Genomic DNA, 14721 nt, shown 5'->3' on the forward strand with positions numbered 1-14721 from the left:
GCTCCAGTCAGATCAGGACGCGCTGCGCAAACGCCAGCCGCGGAGCAGCCGGTCGAACACCGCGTTGGCGTAGAAGCCATTGGAGAGATGCACGCGCAGGCCGGCGGCCGCCGGGTGATAGGCCCAGAGCGGGAACATCGCCTGGACCACGGCGACGAGGCCGAAGCTGATGACCGCCAGCACGATCAACGCCCACTGTAGCGGTCCCGGTGCCGGCGCGGCTGGCAATGCTCCAGAGGTGAGCCAGACAGCCAGGACCTGCAGCGCGAAGTAGCTGACCGAGGTGGCGACGGCGTAGACGATCGTCCGCCGGGTCAAGGCCCGCGGCGCGGCGTCGGCGAGACCCTGGGCCAGCATGTAAGCCACGCCGAAGATCAGGATGGCTCCCAGAGCGATGGTCTGAGGGGATTTATCTTGGAATCCGAACGCGAGACCGACGATGCCATAGATCGCCAGAGCCAGAAGGAAGGCGCGTCCAACCGCGCCGGCCTTGGGAATGGCCACCGGACCTGGCCTGCGATTGGCAGCGATCAGGTCGACTGCGCCGCCGGAGGCCAGGAAGGAATGGGCCTTGTAAAGGGAATGAGCGACGATGTGCAGCAGGGCGAGCGGGAAGAGCCCAAGCCCGCACTCCAGGATCATGAAGCCCATCTGGGCGACCGTCGACCAGGCCAGAGAGGTCTTCACAGCAGGCTGGGTCAGCATCACCAAGCCGCCGAACAGCGCGGTGAACCCACCGATCATCACCATGACCGCCAGGACGCCCGGTGCCAGCAACATCACATCAGCAAATCGGATCAGCAGGAACCCGCCGGCATTGATGACGCCGGCATGCAGTAGCGCCGAAACGGGCGTCGGGGTTTCCATCACCTCTGTGAGCCAGCCATGCAGAGGAAACTGCGCCGATTTCAAGAGGGCCGCCGCGGCCAGAAAGCCCGCCGCCGTTATCGCGAGACCGCCACCATTCCCGGCGCGAGCGCTGCTCAGGATCTGCGCGATGTCGGCTGTGCCATAGGCCAGGGCCAGCAACACCGCCGCAACGATCAAGGCCGCATCGCCGAGGCGCGCGGTGATGCGTTTCTTCGCGGCCGCACGCTGGGCGGCGACGCGGTCCGGATAGAACAGCAGAAGCCGGTGCAGAAAGAGGCTCGTCGCGACCCAGGCCAGGACGAGCTGGACCAGGTTCCCTGACAGTACCAGCAGGAGCACCGAGGCCAGGGTCATGCACAGCCAGCCGGTGAACGCCCCTTGCCGCGCCTCGCCGTCCAGATAGGTCGCAGTGTATCGCACCACGACCCAGCCGATGAACGAGACCAGCAGGAACATCACGGCGCTGACAGCGTCGAGCCTGAGGGACAGACCGACACCGTTCAGGCCGATCAAACGGCTGCCCCCCGCCCCGTCCAAAACGAGCCCCACCGCTGAGATCGCCGCGACCACAAGGGCAATAAGGGCGGAGGCTTCGGCCAGCCGAGGAAGGTGACGAGGCCTGCGACCAGGGTTCGTGAACCCGACAGCGGCGCACAGCAACAGCACCAAGGGCGCGGCAAACGGCAGGAGATCGATTGGCAAAGGTCTTCCCCTTCAACGCACCGTGCGGATTGGCGAGACCGGTAACCGATGCCCCGGCCGCGCAAAAATTCATTGTTCCTTCGACATCGTTCTGTTTTATAGAACGATGTGAAAAGCCTGAACTTCAACCATCTTCGCTACTTCTGGGCGGTCGCGCATGAGGGAAGCCTCACGCGAGCAGCCGAGCGTCTGAACCTGTCGCAATCTGCGCTTTCGGTGCAGATCCAGAAACTCGAACACCAGATGGGCCACCCGCTGTTCGAAAGGGTCGGCAAGCGGCTCGTCCTGACTGAGGCCGGGCAGATTTCGCTGGATTATGCGGATACCGTTTTCCAGGCCGGCGACGAGCTGATGAGCACGCTTGCGGGACGTCCCCAGGCCAGCCGCCAGGTTCTGAGAGTCGGGGCGCTTACGACCCTGTCGCGCAACTTCCAGCTTGAGTTCCTGCGCCCTTTGGTCGGTCGTACTGACGTGGAGCTGATCGTGCGCTCCGGCACGACGCGCGATCTGCTCGCGCAGCTCGAGGCCCATGCCATCGATGTGGTGCTTTCCAATAGCGTCCCGCAGAGGGACGCTCGCGCGCCCTTTAGCAGTTACTTGCTCAACCAGCAGCCTGTCAGCTTGATTGGTCGGCCCAGACCCGACAAGCCGCCGTTCCGATTCCCGGAGGATCTGCGCAGCGAGCCGATACTGCTTCCGAGCCTCGACAGTGACATTCGGGTCGGGTTCGACCGCCTGCTCGACCTAGCTGGAATCCGGCCCATCATCCTGGCCGAAGTCGACGATATGGCAATGCTGCGCCTGCTCGCCCGCGAGCGCGAAGGTGTGACCCTGGCTCCCCCCATTATCGTGCGCGACGAACTGAAGTCCGGCGTGCTGGTCGAGCACTGCCGGATCCCACAGCTTACGGAAAGCTTTTACGCCATCATTCAGAACCGTCGGTTCCCAAACGCTTTGCTCGCGGACTTGCTTGCAGGATATGAGAGCGCCAAGCCCAATGTAGTCTTGTCCTGATGCAAGCCGCGCCCGCCAAGGAGCCGATGAATGACGATCTCGGATAGTTCGGTGACCGAAGCCCGCCCCAATCCCTCCTCGCAATCTCGCCTGACCCTTCGCCGACCCGATGACTGGCATGTCCACCTTCGTGACGGCGACATGCTGGCCTCCGTCGTCAACTACACGGCCAGGCAATTCGCGCGGGCTATCGTCATGCCCAATCTCGGCCCGCCGATCACGACCGTCTCGGCGGCGAGGGCCTATCGCGACAGAATCCTCGCGGTCGTCGAGCCGGGTCTGGCCTTCGAGCCGCTGATGACCTGCTACCTGACTGACACCATCGACGCGGGTGAAGTTGAACGCGGCTTTGCTGAGGGCGTCTTCACGGCCTGCAAGCTCTACCCCGCGCACGCCACCACCAACTCAGCGCACGGTGTCACGGATATCCGCAACATCCATGCCGTGCTTGAGGCCATGCAGCGGATCGGCATGCCTCTGCTGATTCATGGCGAGGTGACGGATCGCCATGTCGACATCTTTGACCGGGAGGCCGTCTTCATTGAGCGCATTCTCGGCAAGCTGATCGCCGATTTCCCAGCCCTCAAGGTGGTGTTCGAACACATAACGACGGCGGATGCCGTGGCCTTTGTGGAAGCCAGCGGGCCCAATATCGCGGCCACGATCACGCCGCACCATCTGGCGATCAATCGCAACGCCATGTTCGAAGGCGGGATCCGCCCGCACTTCTATTGCCTGCCGGTCGTAAAGCGGGAGACCCACAGACTCGCCTTGCGCAGGGCGGCGACTTCAGGTTCCGCCAAGTTCTTCCTTGGCACGGACTCCGCGCCGCACACCGTCGGTGCAAAGGAAGCCGCCTGCGGCTGCGCCGGCGTCTTCAACGCGCCCTATGCCATCGAAAGCTATGCGAAGACCTTCGATGAAGAGGGCGCGCTCGACCGCCTGGAAGCCTTTGCGTCGGAAAACGGCCCTCGCTTCTATGGCCTACCGCTTAATGACGGCGTCGTTGTCCTGGAGCGTAGAGCCAGTCCGGTTCCTGAAAACATGACCTTGGGGGCCGCGGTTTTGGTGCCGTTCCATGCAGGTGAGACCCTGAATTGGCACTTCGCCGGGCACCAGGCGGAACAAGAATTTGTCAAAAGGGTCCGCTAACAGCCTGACTAAGTTCGAAAAATGCCGGAATTATCTCTTTGGCTTTTCACGCATCTGGATAACTTCTGAGCGCTTCGAGCGCGATCCTCTTGGCCGCAACCGCTAGATCGAGAAGCGTAAGCCATCAAATGCAGGAAAGACGTCAGCCGGAAGTTTTTCCGATAAGGCCTTGAAATCCAGGTCAATATGGAGGTTCGTTAGAATGGCGCGCCGCGGCTTGGCCCGGGCAATCCATTCCAGCGTCCGTTCAACATGGGCGTGGGTCGGATGGGGTGTCCAGCGCAGGGCATCGACGATCCAGACATCCAACCCCATCAGGGCAGGCCAACTGTCCTCCGGAATGCCAACGACATCGGGCGTATAGGCCACCTTGTCAAAGCGATAGCCGACGGAGCGGATGTTGCCGTGATCCAGGTCGAAGCTCAGGACCGGGATGTCACCGCTTGGCCCTGTGATCGCCCAAGGCTCGCCGTGAGGGGGAATGGGCCGCGGCTCGCAAATCGCCGGATAGCCGCCCTGCGTCGTGAACACATAGTCGAACCGGTGTGTGAGCCCAACGCGAGTGGCCTCGTCCATAAAGGCAGGGATCTTATGGCGCTGATTGAGGAAGAATGGCCTCAGGTCATCAATGCCGTGGGCTTGATCGGCATGGTCGTGCGTGAACACCGCGGCGTCGATCCGCCTGGCCCCAGCAGCCACGGCTTGCAGACGGAAGTCAGGTGACGTGTCGACAACGATGGTGGTCTCGGCCTTGGGCCCGCCCTCCCCTTTGCGTCGGACCAGCAAGGAACACCGGGTCCGCAGGTTCCGCGGATCGGCGGGATCGCAGTCGCCCCAGTCGCCATCGGCCCGTGGAACGCCGCCTGAAGAGCCGGAACCCAGGATCGTGAATTCCAGGGCTCCGTTCACGGACGCGGTATCCGGTCGAACAGCGCAAAAAACGCATCCTCTGTGCGGGCTTCGGCCTCAGAGCGCGTCCAACCTCGAATCTCGCCGAGTTTGTCCACAATGTGGGGCAGATAGGCTGGTTCATTGCGTCGGCCGCGCATCGGCACAGGTGCCAGATACGGGCAATCGGTTTCGACAATGATCCTGTCGGCCGGCATGTCGCGAATGATCGCCCGGACATCTTCGGCCGCTTTGAAAGTCGCGATCCCTGAGACCGAAAACCAGGCTCCCAGGGCGGCCGCCCGCGCTGCCAGCTCGGCACCGCTCGTGTAGCAGTGCATCAGCAACTTGAAGGCCCCACGCTGGTGTTCCTCTTCGAGGATCTCAGCCATCAGCGGATCCGCTTCGCGAGTGTGGACGACAAGGGGCAGACCCGTCTGGCGGGCAGCCGCGATATGAGCTCGGAAAACACGCGCCTGAATGTCGCGGGGCGAAAAGTCGTAGTGAAAATCCAGGCCGCACTCGCCGATGCCTATCACGCGGGGGCGGTCGGCGAGGGCCACGAGGGCCTCGACCGAAAGGTCCGGGTTCTCTTTGGCTTCGTGCGGATGGGTACCCACCGTGCACCAGATGTCCGGCTCGGCCATGGCAATGGCATGGACGGCCTCGAAGGATGAAACCTTGTCGCAGATGGTGACCATCAGACCGATGCCCGCCTCTCGGGCGCGGGCAATCACGGCGTCGCGGTCTTCATCATACTGGTGCGCGTGGAGATTGACGTGGCTGTCTATGAGCATGGCGCTCACATCGCCGTCTTGGCGGCGGCACGCAAGTCCGAGATCACGCTCCAGAACACATCCGCGCGATCCAGGTTGATGGCCTCGGCTTCGCCCGGCCAGCGCACCAGACGGTCCCAGACCGATGCCCAGCGGTCCAGGGCAGACGAGGAACCGGTTGCCGCGAGGCGCGTGGCCATGGCGTGGATCTGATCGGCCAGTCGTTCCAGCAGCAATTCAAACCGGGCGGCACCCTCGCTGCCGCGAAAGCTGTCGGCCAGGGCAAGAAGCGCCCCTTCATCGATGGCGGGCAGGTTTCGCAGAATCTCGCTGGCGGCGTCATCCACGGCCAGGGCCCCTGATGAGGCCAGTTGGAGTGCCCTGCCCGGCGCGCCGTGGGCCATGCGAGCCAGGCGTTCAGCCTCCTGGTGAGCCAGGCCGCCACGCTGGCTGACCATTCTGGTTGCGGCCTCGACGCCCGGCGCAGGAACCATTAACCTGCGACAACGCGAACGAATGGTGGGCAGGAGCTTTCCAGGCGCGTGGCTGATCAGCAAGATCACGCCGCGGGCGGGTGGCTCCTCAAGCGTCTTGAGCACGGCATTGGCGGCATTGACGTTCAGGTCGTCAGCCGCGTCGATGATTGCGACGCGATAGGGCGATACCGCCGGCGAATTGGCGAAGAATTCCGGTAGCCGTCGGGCCTCGTCGACCGGGATCGATTTTCGCGTCTTGGCGTCATCCGTGGCGCGCTCCAGGACCATCAGGTCCGGATGCGACCGGGCAGCGACCTGGCGGCTGGTGACATCAGTTGGGGCGGCACCCAAAAGGCCAAAGGCTGGATCATGAGCCGCACCGAGAAGGCGGCGCGCCATGCGGTAGGCCAGAGTTGCCTTGCCTACGCCCTCGGGTCCGGCCAGTAGCCAGGCATGATGCAGACGGCCACGGCCAAGGGCGTCAAGGAACGCAGACTCAGCGGCAATCAGGCCTTCAAGCGCATAAACCTCGCGAGGATGCGGAGGCGGCTCCATCTCAAAGGGCCAGCCTGGTCGATACGACGGTCCAGACGGCTTCAGAAACCTGGTCGGGCGTGGCGTTGGCGTCGATCAGCGCACAACGCTTTGGTTCCCCCTGGGCGATGGCCATGAATCCGGCCCGCAGTCGCTCATGGAACTCAAGACCCTTGGACTCGAATCGTGCGGCTCCGCCCCGCGCGGCGGCACGGGCCAGGCCGACGGCCGGGGGAAGGTCGAAGATCAGGGTCAGGTCCGGAACCGAATCGCCAAGGACATGCTCCTCGAGCGCCGCGATCAGGGCCGCCGGAGCATCCCCTCCTGCGCCCTGATAGGCCCGGGTCGAGTCGGAGAACCTGTCGCACAGGACCACTGCACCGCGTTCCAGGGCTGGACGGATCACCCTTTCGAGGTGATCGCGCCGTGCCGCGTACATCAGCAGGGTTTCAGTGACCGGCGACCATCGGTCCGCTTCGCCATTGACCAGCAGATCCCGAATCGTCTCCGCACCAGGGCTTCCGCCAGGTTCACGCGTCAGGACGATATCGGACCCGCCGGATTGCAGCCGGTCGGCAAGACGACGGATCTGGGTCGACTTGCCTGCCCCCTCCCCGCCTTCAAAACTGATGAATGTTCCGCGTGCCACGGGTCTCAATTCGACCGGAACGCAGAGCTTGTCCAGTGGCCTTTGATAAAGGAATCAGGGGCGCAGCACTGTCGCCCCGGAATACCCCAGAGCTACCACGCGATCTCGCAGCGTCCAGGCCTGGGCTTCATCCTCGCCGGCAGAAACGGTTACGCGATAAAGGGTTCCGCTGTTCCTTTCGAGCCGTTCGATCGTGGCCGAACCCGCAGACTGCAGTTGTGCAACGGCGCGCTCGGCATTCTCCCGGCTGGAAAAGGCACCAGCCTGAACCTTGAAGGCGCTTTGACGTGGCGGAATGATCTGGGTCCTGACCGGCGGCGGCTCGGCTGGCCAGACAGGTTCAGCGTCTTCCCTCACAGGCTGGCGCAAGGGAGGTTGGGGTGGGGAAACGGGTGTTTGGGCGTATTGCCGCCCGTCAAAGGCTGACTTGGGAGCCGGGCCGACATAACGCACCCGCACGCGTGCAATGCCCTGACGGCGATAGCCCAGCTGATCAGCTGCCGCTCTGGAAAGGTCGATCACACGGTCACCGACAAAAGGACCGCGATCATTGACCCGGATGATCATTTTGCGGCCGTTGTCGAGATTTGTCACTTCGACCAGGCTGGGCAAGGGCAAGGTCTTATGGGCCGCCGAGACGGCGTCCATGTCGAATATCTCGCCGTTGGCTGTCTTCCGATTGTGAAACTGCTCACCGTACCAGGAGCCAATGCCCTTTTCATCATAGTCGGGATCGGCCTTGGGATAATACCATACACCTTTGATCTGATACGGCTTTTCCGTTCCCCTCAGGGGCTGTCCAGAAGGTCCGGTCATGGGGCCGCGGGGCGCTGCCGAGCCACGGTAGTCGGGACTGACCCTTGTCTCGAGCCTGGGTTTGGGCGTGGCGCATGCCGCGAGGCTTGCGGCAGCCAGGGCCACCATGCCCACAGTGCGCAGTCCGCGCCAAAGGAGCCGATCCATTACCATGCTGACGTCTTTCTGACGCGGGCGAGCCCTTCCGAATTTTCAGCATGCCCCAGTTGTTTTGAAGTCTGGTTAAGGCGAAGACGCACTGATATAGCCGCCGCTCCGGACAGATGGCCGAGTGGTTTAAGGCAGCGGTCTTGAAAACCGCCGTAGGTGAAAGTCTACCGTGGGTTCGAATCCCACTCTGTCCGCCACCCCGTTCTCCGCCGCGCCGGCCAACCATAAGCCGGTGCGGCGGGCTTCCAGGATACCGATGTCAGCACCCCGCACCGCGTACTACGGCCTGGCCGATCATGATCTGGCACCAGTCGCGGCCGACGCGATTCAGGTATCCCCGCTGGTGGTTGGCGCTACCGACTTGGCCTCCATCCCGGACCAATCGCTTGAGGCCTTTGCAGTGCGTGCGCCGGCCGGCGTTGTCGAGCGCCGCTATGTCCTTGCGCAGGCTCTTCGGACGCTGAGTCTGGAAGGCCGACTGACGGTCTTTGGCCCGAAGGACCGGGGCGGTCTGCGACTGAAAAAGGAACTTGAGGCTTTCGGCTGCGTGGTTGGCGAAAGTTCCAAGAAGCACCATCGGATCTGTGTCGCGCTTCGCCCCGCAGTGACCGAGGGTCTGGAAGTCGCGATCGAAGCCGGGTCACCGCGCCGCGCCGTGGACGAACTCTGGACCCAGCCAGGTGTCTTCAGTTGGGACCGACTGGACCCCGGCACGGCCCTGCTTCAGAAGACCCTGCCACCGCTTTCCGGGGCAGGAGCAGACTTTGGATGCGGCATAGGCTGGCTGTCGCGCAGCGTTCTGACCTCCCCGAAAGTAACGAAGCTGACCCTGGTTGATCTCGATCGGCGAGCTGTGGATGCAGCCTGCCGCAACATCGACGACCCTCGCGCCGAGTTCCTCTGGGACGATGTCCGTCAGGCCGGCGGCCGGATGGAAAAGCTCGATTTCATCGTCACCAACCCACCGTTCCATGAGACCGGCGGCGAGGACAGATCCCTGGGTCAGGCTTTCATCAAGACCGCGGCCGCATGCCTGCGCAAAGGCGGCGATCTTTGGCTGGTGGCCAACCGCCATCTGCCCTACGAGGCGATCCTGAAGGAGCACTTCACACAGGTGCGCCTGGCCGGAGAGACGAACGGCTACAAGGTCTTCGAGGCGCGCAGGTGACCAAGGCCTTGATGGCCCGGCTGGACAGGCTGCTGGCCAATCTCGGCTATGGCAGCCGCAAGGACGTTCAGGCCCTGATCGCCAGCGGCAGGGTCGTCCTGGACGGCAAGATCCTGAAGGATGTCGGGACAAAGGTTGCGGTCACCCCTGACTTGCCCGGACGCATGACCATCAAGGGCGCGCCGGTTGATCCGCCTGCCCCGCTTGTCGTGTTGATGCACAAGCCCCTGGGCGTCGTCTGTTCCCACAAGGAAGATGGCGAGCGGATCTATGATCTGCTGCCCCGTCGCTGGCGGATCCGTGACCCGGGACTTTCGACGGTCGGGCGCCTGGACAAGGACACCTCTGGCCTCATCCTGATCACCGATGACGGCGACTACCTGCACCGGGTCATTTCGCCCAAACGCCATGTCCCGAAGACTTATCTGGCGACCCTCGATCGGCCGCTCTCGGGCCTGGAAGGTCCGCTGTTTTCTTCCGGCACATTGATGCTGGAGGGCGAAGAAAAGCCACTTCTGCCCGCCGAGCTGGTTCCGCTGGATGCTCATCGCGCCCGTCTGACGGTGACTGAGGGTCGATACCATCAGGTCAGAAGGATGTTCGCCGCGGCCGGCAATCATGTCCTGGCCCTCCATCGGGAGCGGATCGGCGGCGTGAATCTGCCTGATGATCTTGAGCCCGGTCAGTTCCGGATCCTGTCCGAACTCGAAGCCGAAGCGGTCTTTGTCGATGGCTAGCCCGACCCTTGTCGACGCGAGAGGTCACCGTTGTCCGGTGCCGACCCTTAAGCTGCGCCGGGCCCTGGAGACTGCACCGCCGGGCGGTCAGATCCATTTGATTGCAGATGATCCAATGGCCCGGATCGATGTCCCGCACTTTGCTTCAAGTACTGGTGCCACGGTGGACTCGATAACGGACGGAGATGGCGGATCGATCAGCTTTCTGGTGACGAAGGCACCTTGAGCGGGATAGCGCGTGGACCCTCGACGAGGGCCCGTGGGCGCTCATCAAGGGCAATCTCAACCTCTGTTGCCAAGGCCCCGCCAAGGAAAATGGCGTTCACGCTCCAGGACAGCCAGATCAGAAAGATGATGACCGCTGAAATCGAACCGTAGGTGGCACCAAGCTGGGCCACCTTGTCGACATAGAAGGCGCTGGCTGACGACATGCAAAGACAGAGGATGGCTGCGGCGACGCCGCCTGCTGTCGAGGCTCGCCAGCCGACGGGCGCTCGAGACATGGCGTAGCGATAGATCAGGGTCATCCCGATCACCACACCCAGACTGGCCCATGTCCACTCGCTCTGGACCCATGGCACGCCTTCCAAGGGTCGCAAGTGCAACGCGCTGCTCAGCAGCCGCAAGATCAGGAAAATGCCGGACATCATAAACAGCAGCCCAAAGGCGGCGATCAGGACGATCAGGGCCATCAGATTGAAGCCCACAAAGCCCCTCTGGTCCTCCTCATCGTGGATGAAGGAGAGGCCGGCCAATAGGGCCTTAAAGCCTCTGTGAGCGGCATAGGCACCGATGACGAGGGCGACCGCGCTCTGGGCCGAAACGGCCTGTTCGGGGGCATGGGCCAGGCGTGTCAGCTCGCTTTGAAACAGGGACCTGGCACCCTCGGGCATCAACTGCGCAAGGTTTTCAGCCTGAGCGGCCGCCACGGCTGGCGTTAGCAACAGGCTGTAGATCCCGATGATGATCGCCAGCGCCGGGAAAACGGCCAGCAGGGCGAAGAAGGAAACCCCGCCGACATAGAGCATGACGTCGCGTCCCCAGATCCGCGACAGCGCCAGACCGAGGACGCGAAGTACCTCCCGCGCCCAATGGATCGGATCAAGGTCCAGGTCGCGCCAACGGATGGGTTTGGGGTCTTGCATCGGCCGGAACCTGCCCGCGCTCACCGCCATGCGCAACCCCAGGCCCTAACGGACAGAGACGCGCCGCCTCAGGGAAAGGCGACGCGTCTCCGCAGGACGGGCCTGAAACCGGATGCCGCATCGAGGGACGGAATGGCGCAGCGCCCGGAACATCGCCAGGCTAGGAGGCGCTGCCTGAACCGACGCTGAACGGCGCGAGTCCGTTCAGCGTCAACTTTCAGAGCGCCCCCTTGGCCTTCAGGGCGTCAATAGCCTCGACCGTGAAGCCCCAATCCCGCAGAGCCGTTTCATTGTCGCCGCCCACCTTGGGGGGCGGCCCCTGGATCTTGCCGGGTGTGGCTGAGAAACGCGGGGCCGGTGCGGGCTGGATTACGCCCGCAACTTCGACAAAGGTTTCCCGCGCTGAATTGTGGGCATGTCGGGGTGCTTCTTCCATCGACAGGACGGGCGCGAAGCAAACATCCGTACCGTCCATTAGCTCGCACCATTCATCCCGGGTCTTGGTGCGAATGACCGCAGCGAGCTTGTCACGCAATTCCGGCCACTCATCACGGCTCATCTGATGCTGGAACTGGGGATCGGTGATGCCCGTCTTTTCCAGCAGCAGCAGATAGAACTGTGGTTCGATCGACCCAATCGAAATCCAGCCGCCATCGCTGCACTGATAGGTGTCATAGAAATGCGCACCGCCATCGAGCAGGTTGGCGCGACGGCCGTCACTCCACATGCCGCCGGCCTTGAACCCATAGAACATGGCCATCAAGGAGGCGGCACCATCGCTCATCGCGCAGTCGATGACCTGGCCCTCGCCGCTCGACCGCGCATGGATGATGCCGGCCAGAAGACCGAAGGCCAGATAGAGCGCACCGCCTCCGAAATCACCGACCAGATTCAAGGGCGGGACGGGCTTGTCCGTCGTGCCAATGGCATCCAGAGCGCCCGTAATGGCGATGTAGTTCATGTCGTGGCCGGCCGCCTTGGCATAAGGCCCGAACTGTCCCCAGCCCGTCATCCGGCCATAGACAAGCTTGGGGTTGCGGGCCAGGGCGACATCGGGGCCCAGGCCCAGGCGTTCCATAACGCCGGGCCGAAAGCCTTCGATCAGCCCGTCTGCGCCTTCAAGCAGGGTCAGGCAGGCTTCGATGGACTCAGGCTGCTTGAGATCCAGGGCCACTGAACGGCGCCCCCGCGCCGTAACGTCGGCGGGTGAACCACCCCGGCCCTGGCCTTTCCGATCGATCCTGACAACGTCGGCTCCCAGGTCAGACAGGAGCATGCCGCAAAAGGGACCCGGTCCAATGCCGGCAAACTCGACAATCTTCAGTCCGGAAAGTGGCCCCTGGCCCATGGTGGTCTCCTCAACGGCGCGATGTAAAACGACGGACAGGACTAGAACGATGCTGACCCTCGGTCATGCAAGCGCAGGATTTGGAGAAGACGGCGCATCCTCGGGGCAATTCGGGTTCAATTCGCGCTTGGCGATGCGTCGAATGCAATTTGCTGGCCCGACCGCGACGTTGCGTCCCTATCCCCTCTGAACGCCTCTGCTATGTTGCACCGTCGAATCCCGACGGTCGAATGCGACCGGCGTTCGGCGGGATTTCGGGCGGAGGTAGAGTGTGGCGGTTGACGCCCGAATTCTGATCGTGGCGCGTGACGATCTGCGCGCAGGCCCCCTTGCGGAAGGTCTTGACCGGCTTGGCTGGCGGACCATTACGGCGCGCGGGCCCTATGCCGCCTTGGCCGCATTGGGTGATTTGCCGATCGAGGCCGTGATTGTTGATCTCGCCAGCGCTGGACCGGACACCCAGTCGCTTGCCAGGCGCCTGAAGGCTGCCGTCTCGCCCCGTCGTTTGCCCGTGATCGCCATTGGCGAGCTCGATGGCGGACAGTCGAGCCAGGCCTTTGATCTAACCCTCTCCCCGCCCCTGCATCCTTCCCAGGCAGCCCTGCGTCTGGAATCCCTTGTCAGGACAGCGGTCGCTGAAGAGGAATTCGAGCTGCGGCTTGAAACCTTTGGCGACCGGGGTCGCCGGATGGATTTGCCGGAACCGCAACCCTCGCCTTTCCGCATCCTTGCCGTGGGTGAGCCGGCTCCGCAGTTTCTGGCCCTATCCAATGCCCTGAAACGCAGCGGTGCCGAAGTGGTGGGGGCCTTCACCGCCTATACGGCCTTTGACTATCTGCATGAGCGCGCCTTCGACTCCGTTGTCCTGTGGGCGGGAGACAATCAGCAAGAAGCGCTGTCGATCGCCGCAGGCATGCGCCGCAACACTCGGCTCTTCCATATTCCGGCCATGCTGTATCTGCAGGCCGAGAGCTATGTGACCATGTCCGAGGCCTTCCATCGGGGTGTATCCGATGTCGCATCGCCAGAGACGCCCGAGGTCGAAACCGCAAGGCGGGTGATTGAACTCGCGCGCAATTACCGCCGCGGAGAGTCCATCCGAGGCGCTCTCGAGAAGGCCCGCAGCTCGGGTCTGATGGATGCCGCGACCGGACTCTTTACGCGGGATCTTTTTGCCGCCCACCTGGCGCGCCTGACTGCGGCGGCACGGGAACGGTCGCGGCCTCTGTCGATCTGCGTGCTCCGGGTCGCTGACAAGCCCGATACCCTGTGGGCGCGGCAGAACGGTTGGCTGGATCGGGCCATTCCGCAGATCGGTTCGATGGTCGGCCGCCTGGTCCGGGTGGAAGATACCGCAGCGCGACTTGCGCCGGAGGTGTTCGCGCTTGCCCTCCCGGCGACCAATCTGAATGCAGCCCGCGCTGCGGCAGAGCGCATTGCAGCGGTGATTGGCTGCACAGCCTTTGACGCCGGCGAGGATCGGCCTCCCTTCGTGTGTGAGTTCGATATCGGCGTCTCCCAGATCGAGGCCGGAGAAGGTGCCGTGAAGGCTCTCGAGCGGGCGGCGGCACTTGCCCTGCAGCGCGAAGCCAGCTGAGATCCGCCATGAGCCAAACGATGATCGTGGACGTCGTCGCCGATGTGGTTTGTCCATGGTGTTATCTGGGTTGGCGGCGCGTGAAGGCGGCCCTCGCGCTCAGGCCCGATATCGACGCCAAGCTGATCTGGCGGCCCTATCAGCTGGACCCGACCCTTCCCGAGGACGGAGTCGATCGCAAAGCCTATATGGCCGCGAAGTTCAAGGACCCGGGGAGTCTCAAGGCCGTGCATCAGGCCTTGATGGAAGGTGGCTCTGAGGACGGGATCACTTTCAACTTCGAGGTCATCGAGAAATCGCCAAACACCAATGCGGCCCATCGGCTTATCCGCTGGGCCTTGACCGCTGGCGTGCAGGATCATGTGGTCGAAGGGCTGTTCGCAGCCTATTTCACCGAGGGGCGCGATATTGGCGATCCTCTGGTCCTTGCGGATATCGCCGAAGCGGCGGGCATGGAACGGCTCGTCGTCCTTCAATTGCTTTCGGAAGGAGCCGATAGCCAGTCGGTCTCGCGCGAGCACGCTCTTGCCGTTCAAGGCGGAGTCACGGGCGTGCCCTATGTGATTTTTGGCGGCAAGGTCGCTGTAGTTGGTGCGGAGACGCCTGACCGGATCGCCATGGCCATCGATCAGGCTCTTGGCCAATAGCGCCGGCGAGATGACCTCGGTCTTGCATTCAGTAAAGGCCGCCAAAGCGCGG

General features: G+C 63.2%; 15 protein-coding genes and 1 tRNA gene. 8 read left to right on the plus strand and 8 right to left on the minus strand.

Annotated features, from left to right (window positions below; genetic code table 11):
• Positions 1–12: 12 nt before the first annotated feature.
• Positions 13–1536, minus strand: coding sequence for a proton-conducting transporter transmembrane domain-containing protein (locus ACW17U_RS07870; protein ID WP_492055708.1), 1524 nt, complete (start codon positions 1534–1536; stop codon positions 13–15).
• A gap of 144 nt (positions 1537–1680) precedes the next feature.
• On the opposite strand from ACW17U_RS07870, the gene ACW17U_RS07875 reads away from it, so the two are divergent.
• Positions 1681–2586 carry a LysR family transcriptional regulator gene (locus ACW17U_RS07875; RefSeq protein ID WP_492055467.1) on the plus strand — a complete coding sequence of 302 codons (906 nt, stop codon included), beginning with the start codon at positions 1681–1683 and terminating at the stop codon, positions 2584–2586.
• Positions 2587–2616: 30 nt separating this feature from the next.
• Positions 2617–3738, plus strand: a complete 1122-nt coding sequence (pyrC, locus tag ACW17U_RS07880; RefSeq protein ID WP_492055468.1) for a dihydroorotase — start codon at positions 2617–2619, stop codon at positions 3736–3738.
• A gap of 102 nt (positions 3739–3840) precedes the next feature.
• Here the strand turns inward: pyrC and ACW17U_RS07885 are convergent, their stop codons facing one another.
• From ACW17U_RS07885 to ACW17U_RS07905, 5 genes are read right to left on the minus strand one after another with little or no spacing between them, the layout of a single operon-like run.
• On the minus strand, positions 3841–4647 hold the full coding sequence (locus ACW17U_RS07885; protein WP_492055469.1) for an MBL fold metallo-hydrolase: 807 nt from the start codon (positions 4645–4647) through the stop codon (positions 3841–3843).
• The gene (locus ACW17U_RS07890) at positions 4644–5432 is read right to left on the minus strand and encodes a TatD family hydrolase (RefSeq protein WP_062146439.1); all 789 of its coding nucleotides are present in this window, start codon (positions 5430–5432) and stop codon (positions 4644–4646) included. Before ACW17U_RS07890 ends, ACW17U_RS07885 begins: the two co-directional genes overlap by 4 nt.
• The gene (locus ACW17U_RS07895; protein ID WP_492055470.1) at positions 5429–6433 is read right to left on the minus strand and encodes a DNA polymerase III subunit delta'; all 1005 of its coding nucleotides are present in this window, start codon (positions 6431–6433) and stop codon (positions 5429–5431) included. The genes ACW17U_RS07890 and ACW17U_RS07895 overlap by 4 nt, the downstream gene beginning before the upstream one ends.
• Position 6434: 1 nt before the next feature.
• Complete coding sequence (gene tmk / locus ACW17U_RS07900; protein WP_492055471.1) at positions 6435–7061, minus strand: dTMP kinase; 627 nt, start codon at positions 7059–7061, stop codon at positions 6435–6437.
• Between the two features lie 54 nt (positions 7062–7115).
• Positions 7116–8030: a septal ring lytic transglycosylase RlpA family protein gene (locus tag ACW17U_RS07905; protein ID WP_492055472.1), complete on the minus strand. Its 915-nt coding sequence runs from the start codon at positions 8028–8030 to the stop codon at positions 7116–7118.
• A 104-nt stretch (positions 8031–8134) separates the two neighbouring features.
• On the opposite strand from ACW17U_RS07905, the gene ACW17U_RS07910 reads away from it, so the two are divergent.
• The 4 genes from ACW17U_RS07910 to ACW17U_RS07925 all read left to right on the plus strand — a co-directional run bounded on the left by ACW17U_RS07910 (position 8135) and on the right by ACW17U_RS07925 (position 10158).
• A tRNA-Ser gene (locus ACW17U_RS07910) sits at positions 8135–8224 on the plus strand.
• A gap of 59 nt (positions 8225–8283) precedes the next feature.
• Complete coding sequence (locus tag ACW17U_RS07915) at positions 8284–9195, plus strand: class I SAM-dependent methyltransferase (RefSeq protein WP_492055473.1); 912 nt, start codon at positions 8284–8286, stop codon at positions 9193–9195.
• Complete coding sequence (locus ACW17U_RS07920; protein ID WP_492055474.1) at positions 9192–9932, plus strand: pseudouridine synthase; 741 nt, start codon at positions 9192–9194, stop codon at positions 9930–9932. The genes ACW17U_RS07915 and ACW17U_RS07920 overlap by 4 nt, the downstream gene beginning before the upstream one ends.
• Positions 9925–10158 (plus strand): sulfurtransferase TusA family protein, encoded by a 234-nt coding sequence (locus ACW17U_RS07925; protein WP_492055475.1) that lies wholly within the window; start codon positions 9925–9927, stop codon positions 10156–10158. Before ACW17U_RS07920 ends, ACW17U_RS07925 begins: the two co-directional genes overlap by 8 nt.
• Here ACW17U_RS07925 and ACW17U_RS07930 read toward each other — a convergent pair.
• Positions 10130–11107, minus strand: a complete 978-nt coding sequence (locus ACW17U_RS07930; protein WP_492055476.1) for a YihY/virulence factor BrkB family protein — start codon at positions 11105–11107, stop codon at positions 10130–10132. The two genes, ACW17U_RS07925 and ACW17U_RS07930, sit on opposite strands and share 29 nt — an antisense overlap.
• Before the next feature lie 187 nt (positions 11108–11294).
• Positions 11295–12425: a CaiB/BaiF CoA transferase family protein gene (locus ACW17U_RS07935; protein WP_062146426.1), complete on the minus strand. Its 1131-nt coding sequence runs from the start codon at positions 12423–12425 to the stop codon at positions 11295–11297.
• Between the two features lie 271 nt (positions 12426–12696).
• Here ACW17U_RS07935 and ACW17U_RS07940 point away from each other — a divergent pair, with 271 nt between their 5' ends.
• Together ACW17U_RS07940 and ACW17U_RS07945 are read left to right on the plus strand one after the other, a co-directional pair.
• Complete coding sequence (locus tag ACW17U_RS07940) at positions 12697–14022, plus strand: diguanylate cyclase domain-containing protein (RefSeq protein WP_062146424.1); 1326 nt, start codon at positions 12697–12699, stop codon at positions 14020–14022.
• A gap of 8 nt (positions 14023–14030) precedes the next feature.
• Entirely contained in the window at positions 14031–14669 is a 639-nt protein-coding gene (locus ACW17U_RS07945) for a DsbA family oxidoreductase (protein ID WP_492055477.1), read from the plus strand.
• Positions 14670–14721: the final 52 nt, after the last annotated feature.

It is taken from the genome of Caulobacter sp. AVps16, from assembly GCF_058681455.1.

Coding starts and splice junctions, on each gene's coding strand:
- pyrC (WP_492055468.1), top strand. CDS start 2,617: ATGACGATCTCGGATAGTTCGGTGACCGAAGCCCGCCCCAATCCCTCC.
- ACW17U_RS07895 (WP_492055470.1), bottom strand. CDS start 6,433: ATGGAGCCGCCTCCGCATCCTCGCGAGGTTTATGCGCTTGAAGGCCTG.
- ACW17U_RS07905 (WP_492055472.1), bottom strand. CDS start 8,030: ATGGTAATGGATCGGCTCCTTTGGCGCGGACTGCGCACTGTGGGCATG.
- ACW17U_RS07915 (WP_492055473.1), top strand. CDS start 8,284: ATGTCAGCACCCCGCACCGCGTACTACGGCCTGGCCGATCATGATCTG.
- ACW17U_RS07925 (WP_492055475.1), top strand. CDS start 9,925: ATGGCTAGCCCGACCCTTGTCGACGCGAGAGGTCACCGTTGTCCGGTG.
- ACW17U_RS07930 (WP_492055476.1), bottom strand. CDS start 11,107: ATGGCGGTGAGCGCGGGCAGGTTCCGGCCGATGCAAGACCCCAAACCC.
- ACW17U_RS07935 (WP_062146426.1), bottom strand. CDS start 12,425: ATGGGCCAGGGGCCACTTTCCGGACTGAAGATTGTCGAGTTTGCCGGC.
- ACW17U_RS07945 (WP_492055477.1), top strand. CDS start 14,031: ATGAGCCAAACGATGATCGTGGACGTCGTCGCCGATGTGGTTTGTCCA.